Origin of the sequence: Mesorhizobium amorphae CCNWGS0123 (assembly GCF_001686985.1) — a bacterium.
Taxonomy (GTDB): domain Bacteria; phylum Pseudomonadota; class Alphaproteobacteria; order Rhizobiales; family Rhizobiaceae; genus Mesorhizobium; species Mesorhizobium amorphae.
The window spans coordinates 4,650,037-4,671,023 of the sequence record NZ_CP015318.1 but is presented as its reverse complement, the minus strand read 5'-3'; the positions used below and the strand labels follow the sequence as shown (position 1 = coordinate 4,671,023).

Genomic DNA, 20,987 nt, shown 5'->3' with positions numbered 1-20,987 from the left:
AGATCATGAATCTGTTTCGCAACGTCGTGTTCATCGCGGCGATCGCAGGGCTCGTGGCCGGCGTCGTTCTCGCCTGCATGCAGGCCTTCGCCACCGTGCCGCTCATCCTGAAGGCCGAGGTCTATGAACAGGCCGGAGGTGGCCACCAGCATGAGCATGCCGCGGCGCCGGCAGCGCCGGCCGCCAACGCTACGGATACCAATGCCATGAGCAGCGCCGCACCGGCGCCGGCTGAGGCGGCGGCTCCGGCGGAGGACGAAGGCTGGGCGCCGGCCGATGGATTCGAGCGCTTCGCCTTCAGCGTGCTGGCCAACATCGTCACCGGCATCGGCTTCGCACTGGTCCTGGTCGCGGTTTCGGAGTTTGCCGGCGGCATCGGCAATTGGCGCCAGGGCGTGTTCTGGGGGCTGGCCGGTTTTGCCGCTTTCACGCTGGCGCCGGGCCTCGGCCTGCCGCCGGAACTGCCGGCCATGCCGGCGGCCGACCTCACCGAACGCCAGATCTGGTGGTGGGCAACGGTGGCGGCGACCGCGGCCGGTCTCGGCCTGATCGCCTTCCGCAAGTCGCTGCCGCTGGCGATCCTGGCCGTGGCCTTGATCGTCGCGCCGCATATCGTCGGCGCGCCGCAGCCCGACAGTTTTGAGACGCCGATCCCCGAAGGCCTGCATCACCAGTTCGTGGTGGCGGTGACGGTGACCAATCTGGTGTTCTGGCTGGTGCTCGGCGCCGTCGTCGGCGTGGTGCGCGGACGATTCACCGGCACGGCGACCAGCCTGCGCGACAGCTTTGCCTGATCGCAAAGGATTGACCTTCATCATCGGCGGTGCGCGCTCCGGCAAGAGCGCGCATGCCGAAACTCTGGTGACGGCAGCGCCGGCGCCCTGGACCTATATCGCCACCGCGGAAGCCTATGACCAGGAGATGCGCGAGCGCATCGCGCTGCACCGCTCGCGGCGTGGCGAAGGCTGGGCAACAATGGATGCGCCGCTCGATCTTGCCGGCGCGCTCGCCGCCTTGCCCGACGGACAGCCGGTGCTGGTCGACTGCCTGACGCTGTGGCTGACCAACCATATGCTGGCCGAGAACGACGTCGAGGCCGAATGCCTGCGGCTGACGGATGTGCTGTCGCGGCCGCGCGGGCCGTGGTTCGTGGTGTCCAACGAAGTCGGCCAGGGCATCGTGCCGGACAATGCGCTTGCCCGCCGGTTTCGAGATGCCGCGGGCCGCCTCAACCAGCAGGTTGCGGCAATTGCCGACACGGTGCTGCTGATGGTGGCGGGGCTGCCGCTGAAGGTGAAGTGAGATGACCGATATCGATCCCAAGGACGAGGAACGCCATCGCGCCAAGATGGCCAAGCGCAAGGCGGTGCAGGATGCCGAGGTGGCGGGCAAGACGATCGAGAAGGGCCTGCTGATCGTCAACACAGGTCCGGGCAAGGGCAAGACCACGGCCGCTTTCGGGCTGGCGCTCAGGATGCTCGGCTACGGCAAGCGCGTCGGCGTCGTCCAGTTCATCAAGGGCAAATGGCACACCGGCGAGAAGGAAGCCTTCGCTGCCTTCGGCGACCGCGTCGTCTGGCATGCGATGGGCGAGGGTTTCACTTGGGAAACGCAGGATCTGAAGCGCGATATCGCCGCCGCCGAGGCGGCCTGGGCCAGGGCGCTGGAACTGATGGCCGATCCGTCGATCAGCCTCGTGGTGCTCGACGAACTCAACATCGCGCTGCGCTACGACTATCTCGATCTCGACAAGGTGGTCGCGGCGCTGAAAGGCCGGCGTGAAGGCCTGCACGTGGTCGTCACCGGACGCAACGCCAAGCCGGCGCTGGTCGAGGTGGCTGATCTCGTCACCGAGATGGGTCTGACCAAGCACCATTTCGCGGCGGGCGTGAAGGCGCAGCAAGGGATCGAGTTCTGAGTGCCTTACCCTCCCACAAGGGTGAGGGTAAGGCGCGGCTCAGAACGTCAGGTAGATGAGCACCACGGATAGGATCGCAAACAGTCCGATCAGCAGATAGTCGGCAACTTGGTACAGCTTCAGAGCCCGCCTGATATCGGTGCTGTCGGCCTCGCGCCGGCCGCCTTCGCCCATGAAGGCATCCTCGACCACGACGCCGCCATAGCTGCGCGGTCCGGCCAGCGCCAGACCAAGCGCGCCGGCCATTGCTGCTTCCGGCCAGCCGGCATTGGGCGAGCGGTGCTTTCTCGCGTCGCGCCGCACGGCCTGCCAGGCGTTGCGCGGGTCGGCGCCTTTGACGATGAAAGCGGCAAGCACGATCAGCAGCGCCGTCAGCCTGGAGGCCGGCAGGTTGATGAAATCGTCGAAACGGGCGGCAGCCCGGCCGAACGCCTCGTGGCGTGGGGTGCGGTGACCGATCATCGAATCGGCGGTGTTGGCGGCCTTATAAGCGACGCCGCCGGCCAACCCGCAGACACCCGTCCAGAAGGCGGGCGCGACGATGCCGTCGGAAAAATTCTCGGCCAGGCTCTCGATTGCGGCGCGGGCAACGCCCGGCTTGTCGAGCTTTTCCGGATCGCGGCCAACGATGCGCGAGACGGCGATGCGGCCGAGCGTCAGCCCGCCTGTATCGAGTGCATCGGCCACTGCCTCGACATGCTCGGCCAGGCTCTTCTGCGAGAGAAGCGACGATGCCAGGATTGCCGTGACGAGCAGGCCGGCGGGAAAGATCTGCCAGAGCAGGATTTGCACGGCGAAAGCCATGGCCGCCGGCACCAGAACGATGATCAGCAATGCCCTGACGCCCCGGCGGCGACGCAGCGCGTCGGAATCAGTGGCGTGGTTGAGCCTGCGGTCGAGAAAGGATATCAGCCTGCCGAACCAGGTGACGGGATGGCCGATGGCGCGGAACAGCCCGTCCGGGTAACCCAGGATACGTTCGATGGCTAGCGACAGGAAGGCAATCAGGATCGACATGAAGCTTCTTGATGGAGCGATGGCTGCGGTGGATCATGGCGGGAGCCTTGGCCGGGCGAGCGCGCTCTTCCCTCACGCGCCACAGCCTTTCGTCGACCTCTCGACGGGTATCAATCCGCTCTCCTACCCGCTTTTCGAACTGCCCGCTACCACCCTGTCGCGATTGCCTGAAACCGCGCGAGCCCGTGAACTGGCCGAGGTCGCGGCGCGCGCCTATGGCGCGCCGTCGGCCGCACACGTGGCGGCGGCGCCCGGCACGCAGATCCTGTTGCCGCGCGTCGCCTCGCTGGTGAGGCCCGGCAAGGCTCTCGTGTTCGGGCCGACCTATGCCGAGCACAAGCGCGCGGCCGCGATCGCCGGCCATGCGGCGGCTGAGGTCGACGATTTCGCGGCACTTGCCGCGGCTGACCTCGCCATCGTGGTCAATCCCAACAATCCCGACGGACGTGTCGTCGAGCGCGGCAGGCTGCTCGATCTTGCCGGAAAACTGCGTGGCACAGGCGGCCTGCTGGTCGTCGACGAGGCTTTCATGGATGTCGGCCCACGCGCCGAAAGCCTGGCTGGCGATGTCGGGCAGGGCGGTATCGTGGTGCTGCGCTCCTTTGGCAAGTTCTTTGGCCTTGCCGGCCTGAGGCTCGGCTTTGCCTTGGCCGACACGCTGACCGTCGAGAGGCTGGAGGCGCAATTGGGGCCGTGGGCGGTCGCCGGCCCTGCGCTCGACTACGGCATCCGCGCGCTGGCCGACACGGATTGGCAGACCGCCATGCGGCTGCGCCTGGCGCAGGATGCGGCCCGGCTCGACACGCTGTTCGGCCGCTTCGATGTGCCTGTCGCCGGCGGAACCGCGCTGTTCCGTTATCTTCGTCTGACCGATGCGGCCGGGTTGTTTTCGGCGCTTGGCGAGCGCGGCGTGCTGCTTCGGCATTTTGCCGACCGGCCACAGGTGCTGCGCGCCGGGCTGCCGGGTTCCGACGAGGAATGGCAGCGGCTCGAATCGGCGCTTGCCGACTGGGCCGCACGGCGCGACGATGGGCCGAAGGAGATCGCGCGATGATCCATGTCTGTTCGCTGGCGAAAGTCGAGGAGACCGTGGCGAGAACCGGTGCCGAGCGGCTGCTCTCGTTGCTTGCCGCCGGCACCGAGGTGATACGGCCAACCTCGATCGCCAGGGAGAACCATCTGCATCTGGTGATGCACGACATTGCGGTGGCCCAGGAAGGCATGACCATGCCGGGCGAAGAGCATGTGCGAAACCTGCTCCAGTTCGCGCGCCAATGGGATCGCGTGAAGCCCATGGTCGTCCACTGCTATGCCGGCATCAGCCGGTCGACGGCGTCGGCCTACATCATCGCCGCAGCGCTGGCACCGAAGCGCGACGAGGTTGAGTTGGCTGAGACGCTGCGGGCGCTGTCGCCCTCGGCTACGCCCAACCCGCGGCTGATCGCCGTCGCCGATGCCTTGCTCGACCGCAATGGCCGCATGATCCAGGCGATAGAGGCGATCGGGCGCGGCGCTGATGCTTTTGAGGGCACGCCCTTCGAGTTCAGGATCGACTAAAGCGCGTCGCGCCTGAACGGCCTCATGCGACGCGCTTTAGGTTATTGTTTTTATGCATGTCGTTATCCCAAAGCCGCTGCACATTTTTGGGCGACATGCATTAGTTCCGATCAGGCCAGCCAGTCGGCGAGCTTCGCCTTGCGGACATCCTGTAACAGGCTGATGAAACCGTCGGCCTGATGCTCGGCGGTCAGCCGGCCTTTCTCAGCCGTGGCGATGCTGGCGTCGCCGACCACGCCGTTCGGGTTGAGGTCGCTGGCGATCCAGGCGAAGGCGTGCGTGCCGGTGTGGCGCAGCAGCCCGAATTCCTTTTCCGCCCGGCCGACATTGGAAGCGAAGTTGGCGGCCTTGCCCATGTCGACGAGGTCCGGCCGGAAATGCAGCATCAGCGAGGTCTCGACATCGCCGCCATGGATGCCGTGGCGGTCCTCCAGTTCGGTGTACATGCCGGCCGGGCGGCCAAAGCGCTGCCAACTGGTCTTCACCGCCAGCATCCTGGCGCGCACGCGCAGTTCGCGCGTGATGATGCCCATGATCTCCTCATTGCCGCCATGCGAGTTGACGACGATCAGTTTTCGCACGCCGGCGCGGGAGACCGACAAGCCAAGCTCGGTCCAGGCATCGACCAGCGTCGTCGCCGGCAAAGTGAGTGTGCCTGGCGCATGCAAATGCTCGTTCGACTTACCCACCGCTTGCACCGGCAGGATGCGGATGTCGAGCTCGCCGGGCAGGCGGGCGATCACGGTTTCCAGCATGCCGTTCATGATCGAGGTGTCGGTCGAAACCGGCAGATGCGGCCCGTGCTGTTCGATCGCCGCCACCGGCAGGACGGCGATCGTCGCCTCCGGGTCGATCGTGGCGTATTCGGTGGTCCGGTAGTCACCCCACCACACGCGTCTGTTTGCAACGGTCATATTTGCCTCTTTCATGTGACCGAGACCTAGCGCGCCAGACAGCGCCTGTCGATCATCCAGCCGCGATGACCTCGATCTCGACCTTGAATTCGGGACGGGCAAAACCAGAGACGATCATCAGCGTCGAGGCCGGCGCCGGGCTGGAAAACAGCCGATCGCGGACGTCCATGTAGGGCCTGAGAAATGCGCGGTCGGTGACGTAGGCGTTGATGCGCACGATATCCCCGAGCCCGAGCCCGGCTTCGCCGAGGATCGCCGCTATATTCTGGAGGCAGAGTTCGGCCTGGGTGCCGGCATCCTCCGGGATCTGGTCGTCAGCGGTAATCGCGACCTGGCCGGAACACAGCACGAGGCGTTTTCCTGCAGGCACTTCGACGCCATGGCTGTAGCGGGCGAAGGGCGGCTTGATCGACTTCGGCATGAGGAATTTGAACATGGCAATCTCCGGTTTTCGGCAGCTAAGGCCGGATCGCACGCCGCTTCAAGATGCAGTGCATGTGATCGGGGCGATTGTGGACAGGCGTTCAAAAAATAGGCACGATGCCTCCCATACGGCATGACCCGTCATGGCTTGGCGCACGCCTGCTGCGCAGGCTGGCGGCCCCCGGCGGTGGCATGTGTCTTGCTTCTCGAAACAATGGTGTCCAGCCCGGCGCGCGGCGCGCCGGAGCAAACAGAGGGTGGTGTCGATGTACGGAAAAGAGAAGATCACGGCGGGCGCAATCGTCCTGCTTGCCGCCAGCACGCTTGGGGCTGCGGCGAACGAGAAAGTCACCTTCGGCACCAATTGGCTCGCCGAGCCCGAGCATGGTGGCTACTACCAGGCGGTGGCGGACGGCACCTACGCCGCCTGCGGCCTCGACGTCACCATTTCGCAGGGCGGTCCGCAGGTTAGCGGACGGCCGTTGCTGCTAGCCGGCAAGCTCGATTTCTATATGGGCGGCAATCTGCTGTCGGCATTCGATGCCGTGCAGCAGGGCATTCCGATGCGCGTCGTGGCCGCCGACTTCCAGAAGGACCCGCAGGTCATCATGTCCCAGCCTGGGCAGGGGCTGGACAAATGGGAGGATCTGAAGAACGCCGAGCAGTACATCCTCGGCGATGAGGGCGCGCAGACCTTCTTCCAGTGGATGGTCACCGAGCTCGGCTTCGATGCCGCCAAGCGCGTGCCCTACACGTTCAATCCGGCACCCTTCATCGCCAACAAGAAGTCGATCCAGCAAGGCTATGTCACCTCCGAGCCGTTCGCCGTGCAGAAGCAGGGCGGCTTCATGCCGAACCAGTTCCTGCTCGCCGACTATGGCTGGGACACTTATGCGACCACTGTCGAGGTGATGCAGGAGACGATCGACAAGCGGCCGGAGGTTGTTCAGTGCTTCGTTGATGGCTCGGCCAAGGGCTGGTACAACTATCTCTACGGCGACAACAAGGCCGCCAACGACATGATCAAGAAGGACAATCCGGACATGACGGATGAGCAGATCGCCTTCTCGATCGAGCAGCTGAAGAAATTCGGCGTGGTCGATTCCGGCGATACGGAAAAGCTCGGCATCGGCGCGATGACCGAAGCGCGCATCCAGAGTTTCTACGACAAGATGGTCAAGGCCAAGGTCGCGCAGCCCGGCATCGACATCAAGAAGGCCTATACGCTCGCCTTCATCAACAAGGGTGTCGGGCTGGACCTGAAGAAGTAATCGTGAAGCTGGAGACAGTGGCGCAGGCGCCTGCAATGGCATCGGGTGAAGGCCCGATGCTTTTGGCGCTGCGCAGTGTCGGCAAGGTCTTTTCCAACGGCGTGACGGCGCTGAGCGACGTCGATCTCACCATCCGGGAAGGCGATTTCCTCAGCCTTCTCGGACCGTCCGGCTGCGGCAAGTCGACGGCGCTGAGGCTGATCGCCGGCCTGTCGACGCCGACCTCCGGCGTGCTCGACTGGCGCGGTTCGATCGACCGCTCGAATATCGGCTTCGTCTTCCAGGAGCCGACGCTGCTGCCCTGGGCTGATGTGTTCGACAATGTCTGGCTGCCGCTCAGGCTGAAGGGCGTGTCACGGGCCAAGGCGGCGCCGGCGGTGACGGAGATGCTGGAACGCGTGCATCTGACCGGCTTCGAGAACGCCGTGCCGCGCGAGTTGTCCGGCGGCATGAAGATGCGTGTCTCGATCGCCCGCGCCATGGTGACCAAGCCGCGCATCCTGTTGATGGACGAGCCGTTTGCGGCCTTGGACGAGATCACCCGCTTCAAGCTCAACAACGATCTTCTGGAACTCTGGCAGGACGAGCGCTTCACCGTTGTCTTCGTCACCCACAGCGTCTTCGAGAGCGTGTTCCTGTCGAACCGGGTGGTCGTCATGGCGGCGCGGCCTGGCCGCGTTCATGCCGAACTTGCCATCGATGCGCCCTATCCGCGCGACGAGGCGTTTCGCACCTCGCCCGATTACGCCGCACTCTGCCGGCAGGCGTCCGACGTGCTGGTCGGCGCCATCAACTCAACCGCCGGACCGCATCATGACGGCCATTGAAGAGACTGTGCTCAAGCTCGACCCAGAGGAGGCACGCCGCGTGCGCCAGGAGCGGCTCGAGCGGATCGGCCGCTGGGTGCTGCCGCTGGCGATCATGATCCTGGCGATCTGGCTGTGGGATCGCGTCTGCGTCTGGAACGAGATCCCGAAATACATCCTGCCGCGCCCCGGCGTCGTGCTGCAGACGCTCTACGACGATGCCGGGCTGCTGTTCTCGTCGCTGCTGGTGACGCTCAGGATCACCTTCCTCAGCCTGCTTCTCGCCGTGATCGGCGGCGTTGGGCTGGCAGTGCTGTTCGCGCAATCGAAATGGGTGGAAATGTCGTTCTTCCCGTTTGCCATCGTGCTGCAGGTGACACCGATCGTGGCGATCTTTCCGCTGATCAATATCTATGTCGACAACCAGACGGTGAAGCTTCTGCTCTGCGCCTGGATCGTCGCCTTCTTCCCGATCCTGTCCAACACCACGCTCGGCCTCAATTCCGTCGACCGCAATCTGCGCGACCTGTTCAAGCTCAACGGCGCGACCCGCTGGCAGCAATTGCGCTACCTCAGGCTGCCGGCGGCAATGCCCTATTTCCTCGGCGGGCTGAAGATCGCCGGCGGCCTGTCGCTGATCGGTGCCGTGGTGGCGGAGTTCGTCGCCGGCGCGCAGGGACAGTCGTCCGGGCTTGCCTCGCGCATCATCGAGGCCGGCTACCGGCTCAACGCACCGCGCCTGTTCGCGGCGCTGATCCTGATCTCGCTCACCGGTATATTGATCTTCCTGGTGCTGTCGCTGGTGTCGCATCTCATTTTGCGGCGCTGGCATGAGAGCGCGCTGAAGCAGGAGCGATAGGGTGGTTGCCTTTCTTATCCTTGGGGGCGGAACTTGATCCCGGACGCTGCCTCGTATCGCCTTACCAATGTCCGGCTTCACGCATCGCTGACGTCGGGCCTGGCCGCGACCTTCGATAGCGACGGCTTCGCGCTTGCCGACATCACCGTCGCCGACGGCAGGATATCCAGCATTGTCGCGCATGGCCGGTCGAAGACGCCGGCTGATGCCGTCGACCTTGGCGGCCGTATCGTCCTGCCCTGCTTCGTCGACTGTCACACCCATATCGACAAGGGCCATATCTGGCCCCGAAAACCCAACCCCGACGGCACCTTCATGGGCGCGCTCAACGCTACGGGGGCCGACCGCGCCGCGCGCTGGAGTGCCGAGGACGTCGCGCGCCGCATGGATTTCTCGCTACGCTCGGCCTACGCGCACGGTACCAAGGCGCTGCGCACGCATCTCGACAGCGTCGCGCCGCAGGAGGAAATCTCCTGGCCGGTGTTCGAGACGATGCGGGACAAATGGCGTGGGCGCATCGAGTTGCAGGCCGCCTGCCTGCTCGGCATCGAAGGCGTGCGCGAGACAAAATGGTTCGAGAAACTGGCGAAGCGTGTCGCCGACGCCAAGGGTGTGCTCGGCGTCGTCACCTATATGGTGCCTGACCTCGAGGAGCTTCTCGACAAGGTGTTTTCTGAGGCGATCAAGCACGGGCTTGACCTCGATTTCCATGCCGACGAGACCGACGACGTTGCGGCGATCTCGCTGAAGAAGATCGCCGAGGCGGCGCTCTGGAACGGTTTTGAGGGCAACATCCTGGTTGGCCATTGCTGCTCTCTGGCACGCCAGCCCGATCTCGACGTGCTCGACACGCTGGACAAGGTGGCGAAGGCGGGGGTCGCCGTGGTGTCGCTGCCGATGTGCAACCTCTATCTGCAGGACCGGCGAGGCGACAACACCACGCCGCGCTGGCGCGGCGTGACGCTGCTGCATGAGATGAAGGCGAGGGGCATCCCAGTCGCGGTGGCATCGGACAACACGCGCGATCCGTTCTATGCCTATGGCGATCTCGACATGCTCGAGGTCTACCGTATGGCGACGCGGATCCTGCATTTCGATCACCCGGTCGGCGACTGGCCGCAAGCGGTGGCGTCAACGCCGGCCGAGGTGATGCGGCTCGACGGTTTTGGCACGCTTGCCGCCGGTGGTGCGGCGGACTTTGTCGTCTTCAAGGGCCGGAGCTGGACAGAATTGCTGTCGCGGCCGGAATCGGATCGCATCGTGGTGCGCGACGGCAGGGCGATCGAACGCAAGCTGCCCGACTATGCCGAACTCGACGAACTGATGGTGGGATGATGGACATCGCAGCGCTGAAGCGCGACCTCGACGGGCTGAAGATCGACGACCATCCGGCGATCGTCCAGCAGAAGAGCCGTGACTTCTACTGGTACAGCCCGGTGCTGAAACAACAGCTCGACCACGTCACCGGCGACCTGATCGTGACGCCGAAAAACGAGGACGAGGTGATCCGCGTGCTCGCCGCCTGCCACCGGCATGGCGTGCCGGTGACGCCGCGCGGCAGCGGCACCGGCAATTACGGGCAGGCAATGCCGCTGTCGGGTGGTGTGGTGCTCAACCTCGCCGAGATGAACACGGTCAAGACGATCGCGCCGGGCCGCGTCGTCACCGGACCGGGCGCGGTGCTGGCCGACATCGACAAGGCGACGCGTGCGCATTCCGGCCAGGAACTTCGCATGTCGCCGTCGACCTACAACACCGCCTCGATTGGCGGCTTCGTCGCCGGCGGCTCGGGCGGCGTCGGCTCGATCCGCTGGGGCGGGTTGCGCGATCTCGGCAATGTCATTCGCCTGCGGACCGTGACAATGGAGGCCGAGCCGCGCGTCATGGAGCTCACCGGCGAGGACGTGCTGAAGGTCATGCACGCCTATGGTACCAACGGCATCATCACCGAGGTCGAAATGCCGCTGACGGCCAGCTATGACTGGATCGACGTCATTATCGGTTTCGACGATTTCATGGACGCCGCCAGCTTCGGCAACGACCTCGCCATCCAGGACGGCATCTTGGCGAAGCTGATCACGCCGATCGCTGCCCCAGTCCCTTACGACTATTTCAAGCGGCACCAGAAATTCTTCCGGCGCGAGCAGAGCATCGTGGTGTGCATGATCGCGCCGCATGCGATGGACGCCTTTGTCGCCTTCGTCAGGAGCAGCAAGGGCGAGATCGTCTTCCGCGCCGACCAGGAGGCTGACCTCAAGGGACTGCCGCCTGCCTATGAGCTGACCTGGAACCACACGACGCTGCGCGCCATCAGGGTCGACCCAACGATCACCTATCTGCAGGCGCGCTATCCGTCGCCGGATCATCTCGCCCACGTCAAGGCGATGGTCGACCGCTTCGGCGACGAGGTGCCGGCGCATCTCGAGTTCATCCGCTTCGACGGCGCTATCGGCGCGGCCGGCCTGCCGCTGGTCCGTTTCACCACGGCGGAGCGGCTGGACGAGATCATCCGCATCCATGAGGACAATGGCTGCTGGATCTTCAACCCGCACCGCTACACGCTGGAAGAGGGCGGCATGAAGCGGACCGACGATGTCCAACTCGCCTTCAAACGCGAGACCGATCCGCAGGGCTTGCTCAACCCTGGCAAGATGATCGCCTGGGAAAATCCGGACTACGATTACCGTTCGGGCAAGTCGTTCCTGTTCAAGGGGCTGCAAAAGGCGGGCTGATGAAGATCCTGGTCCTCTACGCGCATCCGGTCGAGACCAGCTTCAATGCCGGCCTGCACCGGACGATCGTGGAGCGGCTGACGGCGGCCGGCCATGCCGTAGACGATTGCGATCTCTATGCCGAGGATTTCGACCCGCGGCTGACACGGGCCGAGCGGCTCGGCTATCACGACCAACGCGGCGAGGGCGATGCTGCCGCTGGCTATGTCGAGCGCCTGCTGCGGGCCGAGGCGCTGGTGCTGTCCTATCCGGTCTGGAACTTCGGTTTTCCGGCGATGTTGAAAGGCTTTTTCGACCGCGTCTTCCTGCCCGGCGTGTCTTTCAGGCTGGTCGACGGCAAGGTGCAGCCGTCGCTGCACAACATTCGCAAGCTGGCCGCCGTCACCACCTATGGCGGCAGCCGGTTCCGCGCCATGCTGATGGGCGATCCGCCGCGCAAGCTGGTCAACCGCATGCTGCGTGCGACGATCAAGCCCGGCGCTTCCGTCTCCTATCTCGCGCATTATTCGATGAACCTGTCGACCGACGAAACGCGCCGGGCATTCATGGCCAAGGTCGGCGCGAGCATGGACGCGTTCTGATGCGGGTGCTGGTGGTCTATTGCCATCCGGTTCCCGAAAGCTTCTGCGCCTCGATCCGCGACTGTGCCGTCGAGGTGCTGAAGGCGAGGGGCTGGGAGGTGCGGCTGCTCGACCTCTATGCCGAGAATTTCAATCCGGTGATGGGCTGCGACGAGCGGCGCTTCTACAATGAGCGCGCGCCGCAGGATCCGGCGCTCAAGCCGCATTTCGATCATCTCGGCTGGGCGCAGGCGATCCTCTTCGTCTATCCGACCTGGTGGTACGGACTGCCGGCGATGCTCAAGGGCTGGCTCGACCGGGTGTGGGCGACCGACGTCGCCTTCAAGCTGCCGCCGGGAAAGGGGCGGATCAAGTCGCTGATGACGCATGTGACCAGGGTCGGCGTCATCACCACCTGCGGCGCGCCGACCTGGTGGAGCGTCGTCGTCGGCCAGCCGGGACGCAAGACCATCCTGCGCGGCATGCGGGCGCTGTGCGCGACGCGATGCCGGACGTTCTTCCTGGCGCACTATCTGATGGATTCCTCGACACCGGCGACCAGGGCGGCGTTTCTGACAAAGGTGCGGCGCAAGCTGGAGCGGTTCTAGGCTGCTTGCCGTATCGGCTGCGGACTTCGAACGTTACAGTCCGAACCAGCGGGCACGGCGGCTCGATCCAAAAACCTCCTTGTCCGCGCGCAAGGCAACTGACGGCTCGTGGTAGGTGCCGGTCGGCTTTGGACCGGAAAAGAAATCGACTTCGACCTTGCCGATGCGTCCGCCGCCGAACTCGATATAGCAGGTGCCGAACCCATCATACTGCGTTCCGCTGCCGGTCTTGCGCAGCCTGGCGATCAGGTCGCTGGCCACGGCGCGCGCGGCCCCTTCGGCGAACACACCGGCCTTCGGCGTGCCGGTGTTGGCGCCGTCGCCAACTGCGTAGACGCCGGGATAGCGGGTTTCCAATGTCCGCGGATTGACCGGGATCCAGCCGTTCTCGGCCATGCCGCTGTCAATCACCACGTCGGGCACGCGGTGCCTGGGGACGCCGAGGAACAGGTCGAATTGCATCTCGACCCCGTCATCGAGAATGGCGACTTTCCGGGCATTGTCGATCGAGGCGACGCGGCGGCCCGGGATGAAGCCGATATTGCGCTCGACGAAGGCCGCCACCAGCGCTCGCGACGTTTCCGGCGAGGGTGGCACCGGGCTCGGCAGCGGCAGCACGAAGTTGATCTCGCAGGCACCGCGCACACCGCGAGTGACCAGATAGTCGTGCAGCATAAGGGCGCATTCGCTTGGCGCCGGCGGGCATTTGTAGGGCGCGCCGCAGACTCCGACGAGGGCCTTTCCCCCGGTGAAGGTGGGCAGCACGTCGCGCAGGCGCTCGGCGCCCGCGACCGTATAGAATTCGTTGGCGCCCGCCAGCCCCGGCGTGGCGTCGAAATCATAGTCGGCACCGAGCGCCACGATCAGGAAGTCGGCCTCATGGACGCCGCCATCGGTGGTGACCCGCCGCTCTTCGGCATCGATGGCGGTGACCGTCTGCCTGAGCAGGCGCACGCCTGGTTTCACGAAGTTGCGGTACGGCATGCGCACGGCATCCGCCGTCTTGTGGCCGAACATGACGTCGAGCTTTGAAAAACCGAAGACGAAAGCGCCGCTCTTGTCGATCAAGGTCACGTCGATGTCCGCACCGAAAGTCTCGGACAACAGGGTGGTGAGTTCGAGGCCGCCGAAGCCCGCCCCAAGGACAAGGACGCGCGGCATGCTTGTTGTGTTCATTTTTCCCCTCCGTTGTGTTGCCGCATGCAAAATGCGGCCCTGCGGCCGTCCGGCGTTATGCGATGCCGGTTGGGCCAGGACAGCAGCGTAGCAGTGTCCTCGGCAAAGTTCACGGTAAGGAAATTTTCGATCGGCGTGGAAGGGGCGCAGCCAGCTGGGTGATGCTACATGCGCACCCGTTCCGCCTTCGGATCGTACATCGGCTTCAGCGATGCTTCCACCGCAAAGCGCTCGCCGGCGATCTCGATCTCGTAGGACGAGGCCAGCACGTCCGTCTCGCTCTCGTCCTTGCAGGGCACGTAGCCCAGCCCCACGGCGCCACCGAGATGATGACCGTAATTGCCCGAGGTGATCGGGCCGACGATCTTGCCGTCGCGCAGGATCGCCTCGTTGTGGAAGAGCAAGGGTTGCGCGTCTTTCAGGCGGAATTGCACAAGCCGCCGTGATAGGCCGGCCTCCTTCTTCTTCAGCACCGCATCGCGGCCGAGGAAATCGCCCTTGGCCGTCTTCACCGCGAAGCCGAGACCGGCCTCCAGCACATGGTCCTCGTCGGTGATGTCGTGGCCGAAATGGCGGAATGCCTTTTCGATGCGGCAGGAGTCCAGCGTATGCAGGCCGCAGAGTTTCAGGCCGACATCGGCACCCGCATCGGCGATCGCCTCGAAGACATGGGCCGCCTGATCGGTCGAGACATAGAGCTCCCAGCCGAGTTCGCCGACATAGGTGACGCGATGGGCGCGGGCCAGGCCCATGCCGATTTCTATCTCCTGAAACGTCCCGAACGGGTTGGTTTCGTTGGAGAAGTCGTTCGGGCTCACCTTCTGAATCAGTTTTCGCGCATCCGGTCCCATCAGGCAGAGCACGGCCTCGGCGGCGGTGACGTCGGTGATGACGACAAATTCGTCGGCCAGGTGCTTGCGCAGCCAGGCGAGGTCGCGCTGCAGCGTCGCGCCGGGCACGACGAGGAAGTAGGCGGTTTCAGACAAGCGCGACACGGTGAGGTCGCTCTCGACGCCGCCGCGCTGGTTGAGCATCTGGGTGTAGACGATCTTGCCCGGCGCGACGTCCATGTCGTTGGCGCAGAGCCTTTGCAGAAAAGCACAGGCGTTGCGGCCCTCGACGCGGATCTTGCCGAACGAGGTCATGTCGAACAGGCCGACGCCGTTGCGGACCGCGAGATGTTCCTCGCGCTGGTTGTCGAACCAGTTCTGCCGTTTCCAGGAATAACGGTATTCGCGCTCTTGGCCGTCACGGGCGAACCAGTTGGCGCGCTCCCAGCCGGCGACCTCGCCGAACACGGCGCCGCGCGCCTTCAGGTGTTCGTGCAGCGGCGAACGCCTGACATTTCTAGAGGTCGCCATCTGGCGATACGGAAAATGGTCGGCATAGAGCAGGCCGAGCGTTTCGGAGACGCGCTCCTTGAGATAGCGGCGGTTCTTCTGGAACGGCTGAGCGCGGCGGATGTCGACTTCCCAGAGGTCGAACGGTGCTTCGCCGTCGTTGATCCACTGCGCCAGCGCCATGCCGGCGCCGCCCGACGAAACGATGCCGATCGAATTGTAGCCGGTCGCCATCCAGTAGCCAGACAGCTCCGGCGCCTCGCCGAGGTAGTAGCGGTCGTCAGGGGTGAAACTCTCGGGACCGTTGAAGAAGGTGTGGATGCCGGCGGTCGCCAGCATCGGCATGCGGTTGACGCCCATTTCGAGGATCGGCTCGAAATGCTCCATGTCCTCCGGCAGCTGGTCGAAGCAGAAATTTTCGCGGATGCCGTCCATGCCCCAGGGTTTTGCCACCGGCTCGAAGGCGCCGAGCATCATCTTGCCGGCGTCCTCCTTGTAGTAGGCGCATTCGTCCGGCACGCGCAGCACCGGCAGGCGCGAGAGGCCGGGGATCGGCTCGGTGACCAGATAAAAATGCTCGCAGGCATGCAGTGGGATGGTGACGCCATTCTTCGCCCCGAGCTCGCGCGCCCACATGCCGGCACAGTTGACGACGATGTCGGCCTCGATCGTGCCTTGCTCTTCGCCCTGCGCCCAGGACACGCCGCTGACGCGGCCATTCTTGGTGTGGACCTTGGTGACCTTCACATTCTCGATGATGGTGGCGCCGCGCTGGCGCGCGCCCTTGGCCAGCGCCATGGCGATGTTGGCCGGATCACACTGGCCGTCGAGCGGCAGGTGCACCGCGCCGACGACATCCGAAATGTTCAGATATGGGTACATCTCTTTGACTTCATTAGGTGAAATCTCGCGCACGTCGACATCGAAGGCGCGCGCCAGTGATGCCTGGCGGTAGATCTCGTGCTTGCGCTCCTCGGTCAGCGCCACGGTGATCGAGCCGACCTGGCGCATGCCGGTGCCAACCTCGGTCTCGGCTTCCAGCTTGACGTAGAGGTCGGCCGAATATTTCGCCAGCCGCGTCATATTCTGCGAGCCGCGCAACTGGCCGATCAGACCGGCCGCGTGCCAGGTCGTGCCCGATGTCAGCTGCTTTCGTTCGAGCAGCACGATGTCGGTCCAGCCGAGCTTGGCCAGATGGTAGGCGACCGAACAGCCAGAGACGCCGCCGCCGATGATGACCGCGCGGGCTTTGGTCGGGATGGTCTTGGCGCTCATGCGGCCTCGCGGCGATAGCTGGACACGAAACGGCGCAGGCGCCGTGCTGCTTCCAGCAGCACCGGTTCGGGCTGGCAGAGGCTGACCCGGATATGGCCGGCGGCGGCCTCGCCGAAGCTGGAGCCAGGCATCACGCTTACCTTTTCCTCATCGAGGAAGGCAAAGGCGAATTTCTCGTCGTCGGGCTCGATGGCCGATATGTCGAGCATGGCAAACATGCCGCCTTCCGAACCGTGCACGGTGACGTCGTTCATGCCGCGCATGGCATCGAGGAAGACGGTACGCCGCGCCGCATAGCGCGCGGCAATCTCCTTGACTCCGTAGCCGTTTTCGAGCGCCTCGGCACAGGCGATGCTGATGAAGGCCGGCAGGCCGTAGGTGGTCACCAGGTTGAGGTTGACCAGCAGCGAGATCATCTCTTTTGGGCCGGTCAGCCAGCCCATGCGCCAGCCGGTCATGCCGTGGCTCTTGGACATCGAATTGATGACCAGCGTGCGCTCGGCCATGCCGGGCAGGGAACGCGGGGACAAATGCTCGCCACCCCCCAGCGTCCAGTAGACCTCGTCGGACAGCAGCCAGAGGTCATGCTCCCGGCAGACCTCAGCCAGCTCTTCGAGGTGCTGGCGCGAATAGACCGCGCCCGTCGGGTTGTTCGGCGTATTGATGAGGATGGCGCGTGTGTTCGGCCGGATTGCCGCACGAATGCCGGCGGCGTGTGGCTGGAAACCATCCTCGGCGGGGGTCTCGACGACGGTGAAGTCGGCGCCGGCTGCGCTGAAAGTGTTGGGATAGGTCGCGTAGTAAGGGGCGACCACGATGGCATGGTCGCCCTTGTCAAGCACGGCCTGCACGGCGGCGTAGAGCGCTGCCTGCCCGCCGGGTGTAGCGATGACCTGGTCGGGGCTTGTCGTGATGCCGGTGCAGGCGGTCGAGGCCGCCGCCATTGCCTTGCGCAGGCGCGGCAGGCCGGGCAGCGGAGTGTAGTGATGGTTGCTGCCGCGAACTGCGGTCACGCAGGCTTCGATGGTCTGGTCCGGCGTATCGAAATCATGGTCGCCGACCGACAGCATGATGATGTCCTCGCCGGCCTGCTTGCGGGTCCAGGCCGTGAAATGAACCTCCCAGCCATCCTTGCCCGAAGGCACGATGCCGGTAATGCGGGACGATGGTCTGGGCATCATTGAACTCCCGAAATCTGATAGCCGGCCTGTTCGAGCCGGTCGTGCAAGGCGGCGATATGGGCAGGGCCGACTTCGCAGCAGCCGCCGACGATGCTTGCGCCGGCCTCGACCCAGCCGATCGCCTGATCGGCATAGGCCTCCGGATCGAGGTCGTGGCGCGCATGTAGCACCTCGACGGTGCCGCCATGTTTCAGCGCCTCGACCGAGGTGAAGCCGTTGGCATAGGCGCCGACCGGGCCGCCGAGTGCGATCAGTTCGGGGAGCGCGGCGCTGACGGCTTCGGGCCGGCAGCAATTGATCAGCCTTGCAGCGAGCGGCATGCCGTCAAGCGCGCCGGATGCGGCCGCGATCGCTTCGCCGCTGCGCAGGCGTGGTGCACCGTGGTCGGCGAGCGTCCAGGACACCCAGACCGGCTTACCGCTTTCCGATGCCGCGGTGACGGCGGCGCGGGCCTCGTCGGTCGAGGCCATGGTTTCGCACAGGAACAGATCGACGCCGTCGGCCTGTTCCGCGACGATGCGGCGATAGGTGTCGAGCGTCTCCTGGTAGGAGATGGTCAGCGCCGGCGCATAGCTGCCGAACAAAGGCGACAGACAGCCGGCGATGGTTGCCTCTCCGGCTTGCTCGCACGCTTGCCTAGCCAGCTCGATGCCGCGCTTCTGCAACTGCTTGAACAGGTCTTCCGCGCCTTCGCGCACCAGCCGCTCAGGCGTCGCAGAGTAGGTGTTGATGGTGATGACGCAGGCGCCGGCACGGATGAATTCCGCATGCAGGTCGCGCACCAGATCCGGTTCGTCGATCAATACCCTGGCCGACCACAGCGGCGTCGGCTCGGACTTGCTGCGGCGGACCAGTTCCTGGCCCATGCCGCCATCGGTGAGGACGACTTTCTTCATGCTCTCAGTCTTTCGTTCTTCGGATCCCACAGTGGTTCGTCCTTCTGCACGACCGCCTGAAAACGGTCGCCGAAGATCTCCAACTCGACCGCGGTGCCGGGTTCGGTCAGGTCGGCGCGCAGCATGCCGAGCGCGATCGACTTGTCGATGCGATGACCCCAGCCACCGGATGTCGTCTCGCCGACGATCTGGCCGTCATGCCAGAGCGTCGACATATAGGGCGCATCGCAATCGCCGGGGTTCTCGACGACCAGCGTGACGAATCGCTTCTTTACGCCCTGCTGCTTTTCGTTCAGCAGAGCGGCCTTGCCGCGGAAGGCGGGCTTGTCCCATTTGACGAAGCGCTCCAGCCCACCCTGCAGGATCGAATAGTCGGTCGACAGGTCGCCCTTCCAGGCGCGGTAGCCCTTTTCCAGCCTGAGCGAATCCAGCGCGTACATGCCGAACGGTTTCAGGCCGTGCTTCTGGCCGGCAGCCCAGACGGCGTCGAAGACCGTGGCGGTGTCGCCAACTTTGGTGTGAATTTCCCAGCCGAGCTCGCCGGCGAAGGACACGCGCACCAGCTTGGCCCAGCGTCCGGTGATGCTGGTTTCCTGATGGGTCAGCCAGGGCAAGGCAAGATCGGCGGCGCAGACCTCGGCGAGGATTTTGCGCGAGTTGGGACCGGCGAGGATCTGTGTCGAGTACTCCTCGGTCCGGTCGATCAGCGTGAATGGCGCATTCTTCGGCATGCGCGACTTCAGCCATTCGAAATCGTGCCACTGCGCGACCGCGGCGGTGATCAGCGTCATCTGGTCCTCGCCGTGGCGCACAACCGACATTTCGGTGACGATGCGACCCTTGTCGTCGGAGAAATAGACGAGGCCGATGCGACCCGGCTTCGGCACCAGGCCGGTGACCTGGAGGCTCAGCCAATCGGCAGCGCCGGGACCTTCGAGGTTGAAACGGGAGAAGCCCGGCAGGTCCAGAATGCCGGCGGCATCGCGCACCGCCAGGCACTCTTCGCGCACGCGGTGCAGCCAGGGTCCGTCGCGGCGGAAGGTCAGCGTCGATTCTTCCGAGACATCGTCGCCAGCTTGAGCGTACCAGGTGGCGCGCTCCCAGCCATTGTAGGCGTCGAAGCGGCCGCCGAGCGCCTTGATGCGATCATGCAGCGGCGACAGCTTGCGGTCGCGTGCCGCGGGCCAGGCATGGCGCGGGAACTGGATGGCGTATTCGTTGCCGTAGATCTCCATGCCCTTGGCGACGCAGTAATCGGGTGCGGCGGCAAAGCTGGTGAAGCGGCGCGGGTCGCAGGACCACATGTCCCATTCCGTCTGGCCTTGCGTGACCCATTCGGCCAGGACCTTACCGGCGCCGCCGCCTTGCGCGATGCCGAAGGTGAAGACGCAGGCCTCGAAGGCGTTGGGCACGCCGGGCATCGGTCCGATCAGCGGGTTGCCGTCCGGCGCATAGGGGATCGGGCCGTTGATGACCTTGGACAGGCCGGCGGTGCCGAGGACGGGCACGCGCGCTACGGCATCGGCGAGATAGTGCTCGAGACGGTCGAGGTCGTCGGGGAACAGCTGGAAGGAAAAATCCTCCGGCATCGGATCGTTGTGGGTCGCCCAGTGCGCGCGGCAATTGCGCTCATAGGGCCCGAGATTCATGCCGGTCTTTTCCTGGCGCAGGTAGTAGGACGTGTCGACGTCGCGCAGCAGCGGTAGTTTCTTGCCCTGTTCCTTCGACCATGCCGCCAGTTCGGGGATTTCCTCGAACAATATGTATTGATGGCTCATTACCATCATCGGTACTTCGCGGCCGAACATCTTGCCGACCTCGGCCGCACGGTAGCCGGCGGCGTTGACGACGATCTCGCAGCGGATTTCGCCCTGCGCCGTCTCGACCACCCATTCATCGTTCTCGCGGCGCACGCCGGTGACCGGGCAGAAGCGGATGATCTTTGCCCCCATGTCACGCGCGCCCTTGGCCAGCGCCTGCGTCAACTGCGCCGGATCGATGTCGCCGTCGCTCGGATCGTAGAGCGCGCCCTTCAGCTCATGCGTTTCGATGAACGGGTAGCGGCGCTTGATCTCGTCGAGGCCGACAACGTCGATGTCCATGCCCTGGTAGCGGCCCATGCCCTTGGCGCGCTGGAATTCCTGCATGCGCTCGCTTGTGTGGGCGAGCCTGAGCGAGCCGGTAACGTGGTAGTTCATGGGATAGTCGACCGCGTCGGCAAGCCCGCGATAAAGCTCGGTCGAATAGCGCTGCATGTTCATCAGTGACCAGGACGAGGAGAAGGTCGGCACGTTGCCGGCGGCGTGCCAGGTCGAGCCGGAGGTCAGCTCGTTCTTTTCCAAGAGCACGCAGTCGGTCCAGCCCGCCTTGGCAAGGTGGTAGAGCGAAGAGGTGCCGACGACACCGCCTCCGATGATCACCACGCGTGCCGTGGTTGGCAAACCGGCCATGTTG

Annotated in this window: 20 protein-coding genes; 12 read left to right on the top strand and 8 right to left on the bottom strand. The window is 64.8% G+C overall.

From position 1 onward, the window contains the following. The first annotated feature begins 5 nt into the window (after window positions 1-5). From A6B35_RS22080 to cobO, 3 genes are read left to right on the top strand one after another with little or no spacing between them, the layout of a single operon-like run. Window positions 6-794: a CbtA family protein gene (locus A6B35_RS22080; RefSeq protein ID WP_006203277.1), complete on the top strand. Its 789-nt coding sequence runs from the start codon at window positions 6-8 to the stop codon at window positions 792-794. Beyond that, window positions 787-1,302 (top strand): bifunctional adenosylcobinamide kinase/adenosylcobinamide-phosphate guanylyltransferase, encoded by a 516-nt coding sequence (cobU, locus tag A6B35_RS22075; RefSeq protein ID WP_006203278.1) that lies wholly within the window; start codon window positions 787-789, stop codon window positions 1,300-1,302. The genes A6B35_RS22080 and cobU overlap by 8 nt, the downstream gene beginning before the upstream one ends. A gap of 1 nt (window position 1,303) precedes the next feature. Then, window positions 1,304-1,918, top strand: coding sequence for a cob(I)yrinic acid a,c-diamide adenosyltransferase (cobO, locus tag A6B35_RS22070; protein WP_006203279.1), 615 nt, complete (start codon window positions 1,304-1,306; stop codon window positions 1,916-1,918). A 39-nt stretch (window positions 1,919-1,957) separates the two neighbouring features. On the opposite strand, the gene cbiB is transcribed toward cobO, so the two are convergent. Further along, window positions 1,958-2,935, bottom strand: a complete 978-nt coding sequence (gene cbiB / locus A6B35_RS22065; RefSeq protein ID WP_006203280.1) for an adenosylcobinamide-phosphate synthase CbiB — start codon at window positions 2,933-2,935, stop codon at window positions 1,958-1,960. On the opposite strand from cbiB, the gene cobD reads away from it, so the two are divergent. Then, window positions 2,934-3,989 (top strand): threonine-phosphate decarboxylase CobD, encoded by a 1,056-nt coding sequence (gene cobD, locus A6B35_RS22060; RefSeq protein ID WP_006203282.1) that lies wholly within the window; start codon window positions 2,934-2,936, stop codon window positions 3,987-3,989. The two genes, cbiB and cobD, sit on opposite strands and share 2 nt — an antisense overlap. Next, a complete protein-coding gene (locus tag A6B35_RS22055) occupies window positions 3,986-4,492 on the top strand; it encodes a tyrosine phosphatase family protein (RefSeq protein ID WP_006203283.1) in 507 nt (168 codons plus the stop codon). The genes cobD and A6B35_RS22055 overlap by 4 nt, the downstream gene beginning before the upstream one ends. A gap of 110 nt (window positions 4,493-4,602) precedes the next feature. Here the strand turns inward: A6B35_RS22055 and A6B35_RS22050 are convergent, their stop codons facing one another. Beyond that, window positions 4,603-5,406, bottom strand: coding sequence for a creatininase family protein (locus A6B35_RS22050; protein WP_006203285.1), 804 nt, complete (start codon window positions 5,404-5,406; stop codon window positions 4,603-4,605). Window positions 5,407-5,458: 52 nt separating this feature from the next. Beyond that, window positions 5,459-5,842, bottom strand: a complete 384-nt coding sequence (locus A6B35_RS22045) for a RidA family protein (protein WP_006203286.1) — start codon at window positions 5,840-5,842, stop codon at window positions 5,459-5,461. A 253-nt stretch (window positions 5,843-6,095) separates the two neighbouring features. On the opposite strand from A6B35_RS22045, the gene A6B35_RS22040 reads away from it, so the two are divergent. From A6B35_RS22040 to A6B35_RS22010, 7 genes are read left to right on the top strand one after another with little or no spacing between them, the layout of a single operon-like run. Further along, window positions 6,096-7,100, top strand: coding sequence for an ABC transporter substrate-binding protein (locus A6B35_RS22040; RefSeq protein WP_006203287.1), 1,005 nt, complete (start codon window positions 6,096-6,098; stop codon window positions 7,098-7,100). A 2-nt stretch (window positions 7,101-7,102) separates the two neighbouring features. After that, a complete protein-coding gene (locus tag A6B35_RS22035; protein ID WP_006203288.1) occupies window positions 7,103-7,927 on the top strand; it encodes an ABC transporter ATP-binding protein in 825 nt (274 codons plus the stop codon). After that, complete coding sequence (locus A6B35_RS22030; RefSeq protein WP_006203289.1) at window positions 7,914-8,765, top strand: ABC transporter permease; 852 nt, start codon at window positions 7,914-7,916, stop codon at window positions 8,763-8,765. Before A6B35_RS22035 ends, A6B35_RS22030 begins: the two co-directional genes overlap by 14 nt. A gap of 33 nt (window positions 8,766-8,798) precedes the next feature. After that, a complete protein-coding gene (locus tag A6B35_RS22025) occupies window positions 8,799-10,100 on the top strand; it encodes a cytosine deaminase (RefSeq protein ID WP_006203290.1) in 1,302 nt (433 codons plus the stop codon). Further along, window positions 10,097-11,497 (top strand): FAD-binding oxidoreductase, encoded by a 1,401-nt coding sequence (locus tag A6B35_RS22020; protein WP_006203291.1) that lies wholly within the window; start codon window positions 10,097-10,099, stop codon window positions 11,495-11,497. The genes A6B35_RS22025 and A6B35_RS22020 overlap by 4 nt, the downstream gene beginning before the upstream one ends. Next, a complete protein-coding gene (locus A6B35_RS22015) occupies window positions 11,497-12,078 on the top strand; it encodes an NAD(P)H-dependent oxidoreductase (protein ID WP_006203292.1) in 582 nt (193 codons plus the stop codon). The genes A6B35_RS22020 and A6B35_RS22015 overlap by 1 nt, the downstream gene beginning before the upstream one ends. Further along, window positions 12,078-12,665, top strand: coding sequence for an NAD(P)H-dependent oxidoreductase (locus tag A6B35_RS22010; RefSeq protein WP_006203293.1), 588 nt, complete (start codon window positions 12,078-12,080; stop codon window positions 12,663-12,665). The genes A6B35_RS22015 and A6B35_RS22010 overlap by 1 nt, the downstream gene beginning before the upstream one ends. Before the next feature lie 33 nt (window positions 12,666-12,698). On the opposite strand, the gene A6B35_RS22005 is transcribed toward A6B35_RS22010, so the two are convergent. The 5 genes from A6B35_RS22005 to A6B35_RS21985 form a co-directional block, all read right to left on the bottom strand. Next, window positions 12,699-13,841 carry an NAD(P)/FAD-dependent oxidoreductase gene (locus tag A6B35_RS22005; RefSeq protein WP_006203294.1) on the bottom strand — a complete coding sequence of 381 codons (1,143 nt, stop codon included), beginning with the start codon at window positions 13,839-13,841 and terminating at the stop codon, window positions 12,699-12,701. 164 nt (window positions 13,842-14,005) lie between these two features. After that, a complete protein-coding gene (locus A6B35_RS22000) occupies window positions 14,006-16,456 on the bottom strand; it encodes a GcvT family protein (protein ID WP_006203295.1) in 2,451 nt (816 codons plus the stop codon). After that, window positions 16,453-17,634, bottom strand: a complete 1,182-nt coding sequence (locus A6B35_RS21995; protein ID WP_006203296.1) for a pyridoxal phosphate-dependent aminotransferase — start codon at window positions 17,632-17,634, stop codon at window positions 16,453-16,455. The genes A6B35_RS22000 and A6B35_RS21995 overlap by 4 nt, the downstream gene beginning before the upstream one ends. Continuing rightward, complete coding sequence (locus tag A6B35_RS21990) at window positions 17,634-18,533, bottom strand: homocysteine S-methyltransferase family protein (protein ID WP_006203297.1); 900 nt, start codon at window positions 18,531-18,533, stop codon at window positions 17,634-17,636. The genes A6B35_RS21995 and A6B35_RS21990 overlap by 1 nt, the downstream gene beginning before the upstream one ends. Next, on the bottom strand, window positions 18,530-20,983 hold the full coding sequence (locus A6B35_RS21985; RefSeq protein ID WP_006203298.1) for a GcvT family protein: 2,454 nt from the start codon (window positions 20,981-20,983) through the stop codon (window positions 18,530-18,532). The genes A6B35_RS21990 and A6B35_RS21985 overlap by 4 nt, the downstream gene beginning before the upstream one ends. Window positions 20,984-20,987: the final 4 nt, after the last annotated feature.

Coding starts and splice junctions, on each gene's coding strand:
- A6B35_RS22080 (WP_006203277.1), top strand. CDS start 6: ATGAATCTGTTTCGCAACGTCGTGTTCATCGCGGCGATCGCAGGGCTC.
- cobO (WP_006203279.1), top strand. CDS start 1,304: ATGACCGATATCGATCCCAAGGACGAGGAACGCCATCGCGCCAAGATG.
- cobD (WP_006203282.1), top strand. CDS start 2,934: ATGAAGCTTCTTGATGGAGCGATGGCTGCGGTGGATCATGGCGGGAGC.
- cbiB (WP_006203280.1), bottom strand. CDS start 2,935: ATGTCGATCCTGATTGCCTTCCTGTCGCTAGCCATCGAACGTATCCTG.
- A6B35_RS22055 (WP_006203283.1), top strand. CDS start 3,986: ATGATCCATGTCTGTTCGCTGGCGAAAGTCGAGGAGACCGTGGCGAGA.
- A6B35_RS22050 (WP_006203285.1), bottom strand. CDS start 5,406: ATGACCGTTGCAAACAGACGCGTGTGGTGGGGTGACTACCGGACCACC.
- A6B35_RS22045 (WP_006203286.1), bottom strand. CDS start 5,842: ATGTTCAAATTCCTCATGCCGAAGTCGATCAAGCCGCCCTTCGCCCGC.
- A6B35_RS22040 (WP_006203287.1), top strand. CDS start 6,096: ATGTACGGAAAAGAGAAGATCACGGCGGGCGCAATCGTCCTGCTTGCC.
- A6B35_RS22030 (WP_006203289.1), top strand. CDS start 7,914: ATGACGGCCATTGAAGAGACTGTGCTCAAGCTCGACCCAGAGGAGGCA.
- A6B35_RS22020 (WP_006203291.1), top strand. CDS start 10,097: ATGATGGACATCGCAGCGCTGAAGCGCGACCTCGACGGGCTGAAGATC.
- A6B35_RS22015 (WP_006203292.1), top strand. CDS start 11,497: ATGAAGATCCTGGTCCTCTACGCGCATCCGGTCGAGACCAGCTTCAAT.
- A6B35_RS22010 (WP_006203293.1), top strand. CDS start 12,078: ATGCGGGTGCTGGTGGTCTATTGCCATCCGGTTCCCGAAAGCTTCTGC.
- A6B35_RS22005 (WP_006203294.1), bottom strand. CDS start 13,841: ATGAACACAACAAGCATGCCGCGCGTCCTTGTCCTTGGGGCGGGCTTC.
- A6B35_RS22000 (WP_006203295.1), bottom strand. CDS start 16,456: ATGAGCGCCAAGACCATCCCGACCAAAGCCCGCGCGGTCATCATCGGC.
- A6B35_RS21995 (WP_006203296.1), bottom strand. CDS start 17,634: ATGCCCAGACCATCGTCCCGCATTACCGGCATCGTGCCTTCGGGCAAG.
- A6B35_RS21990 (WP_006203297.1), bottom strand. CDS start 18,533: ATGAAGAAAGTCGTCCTCACCGATGGCGGCATGGGCCAGGAACTGGTC.
- A6B35_RS21985 (WP_006203298.1), bottom strand. CDS start 20,983: ATGGCCGGTTTGCCAACCACGGCACGCGTGGTGATCATCGGAGGCGGT.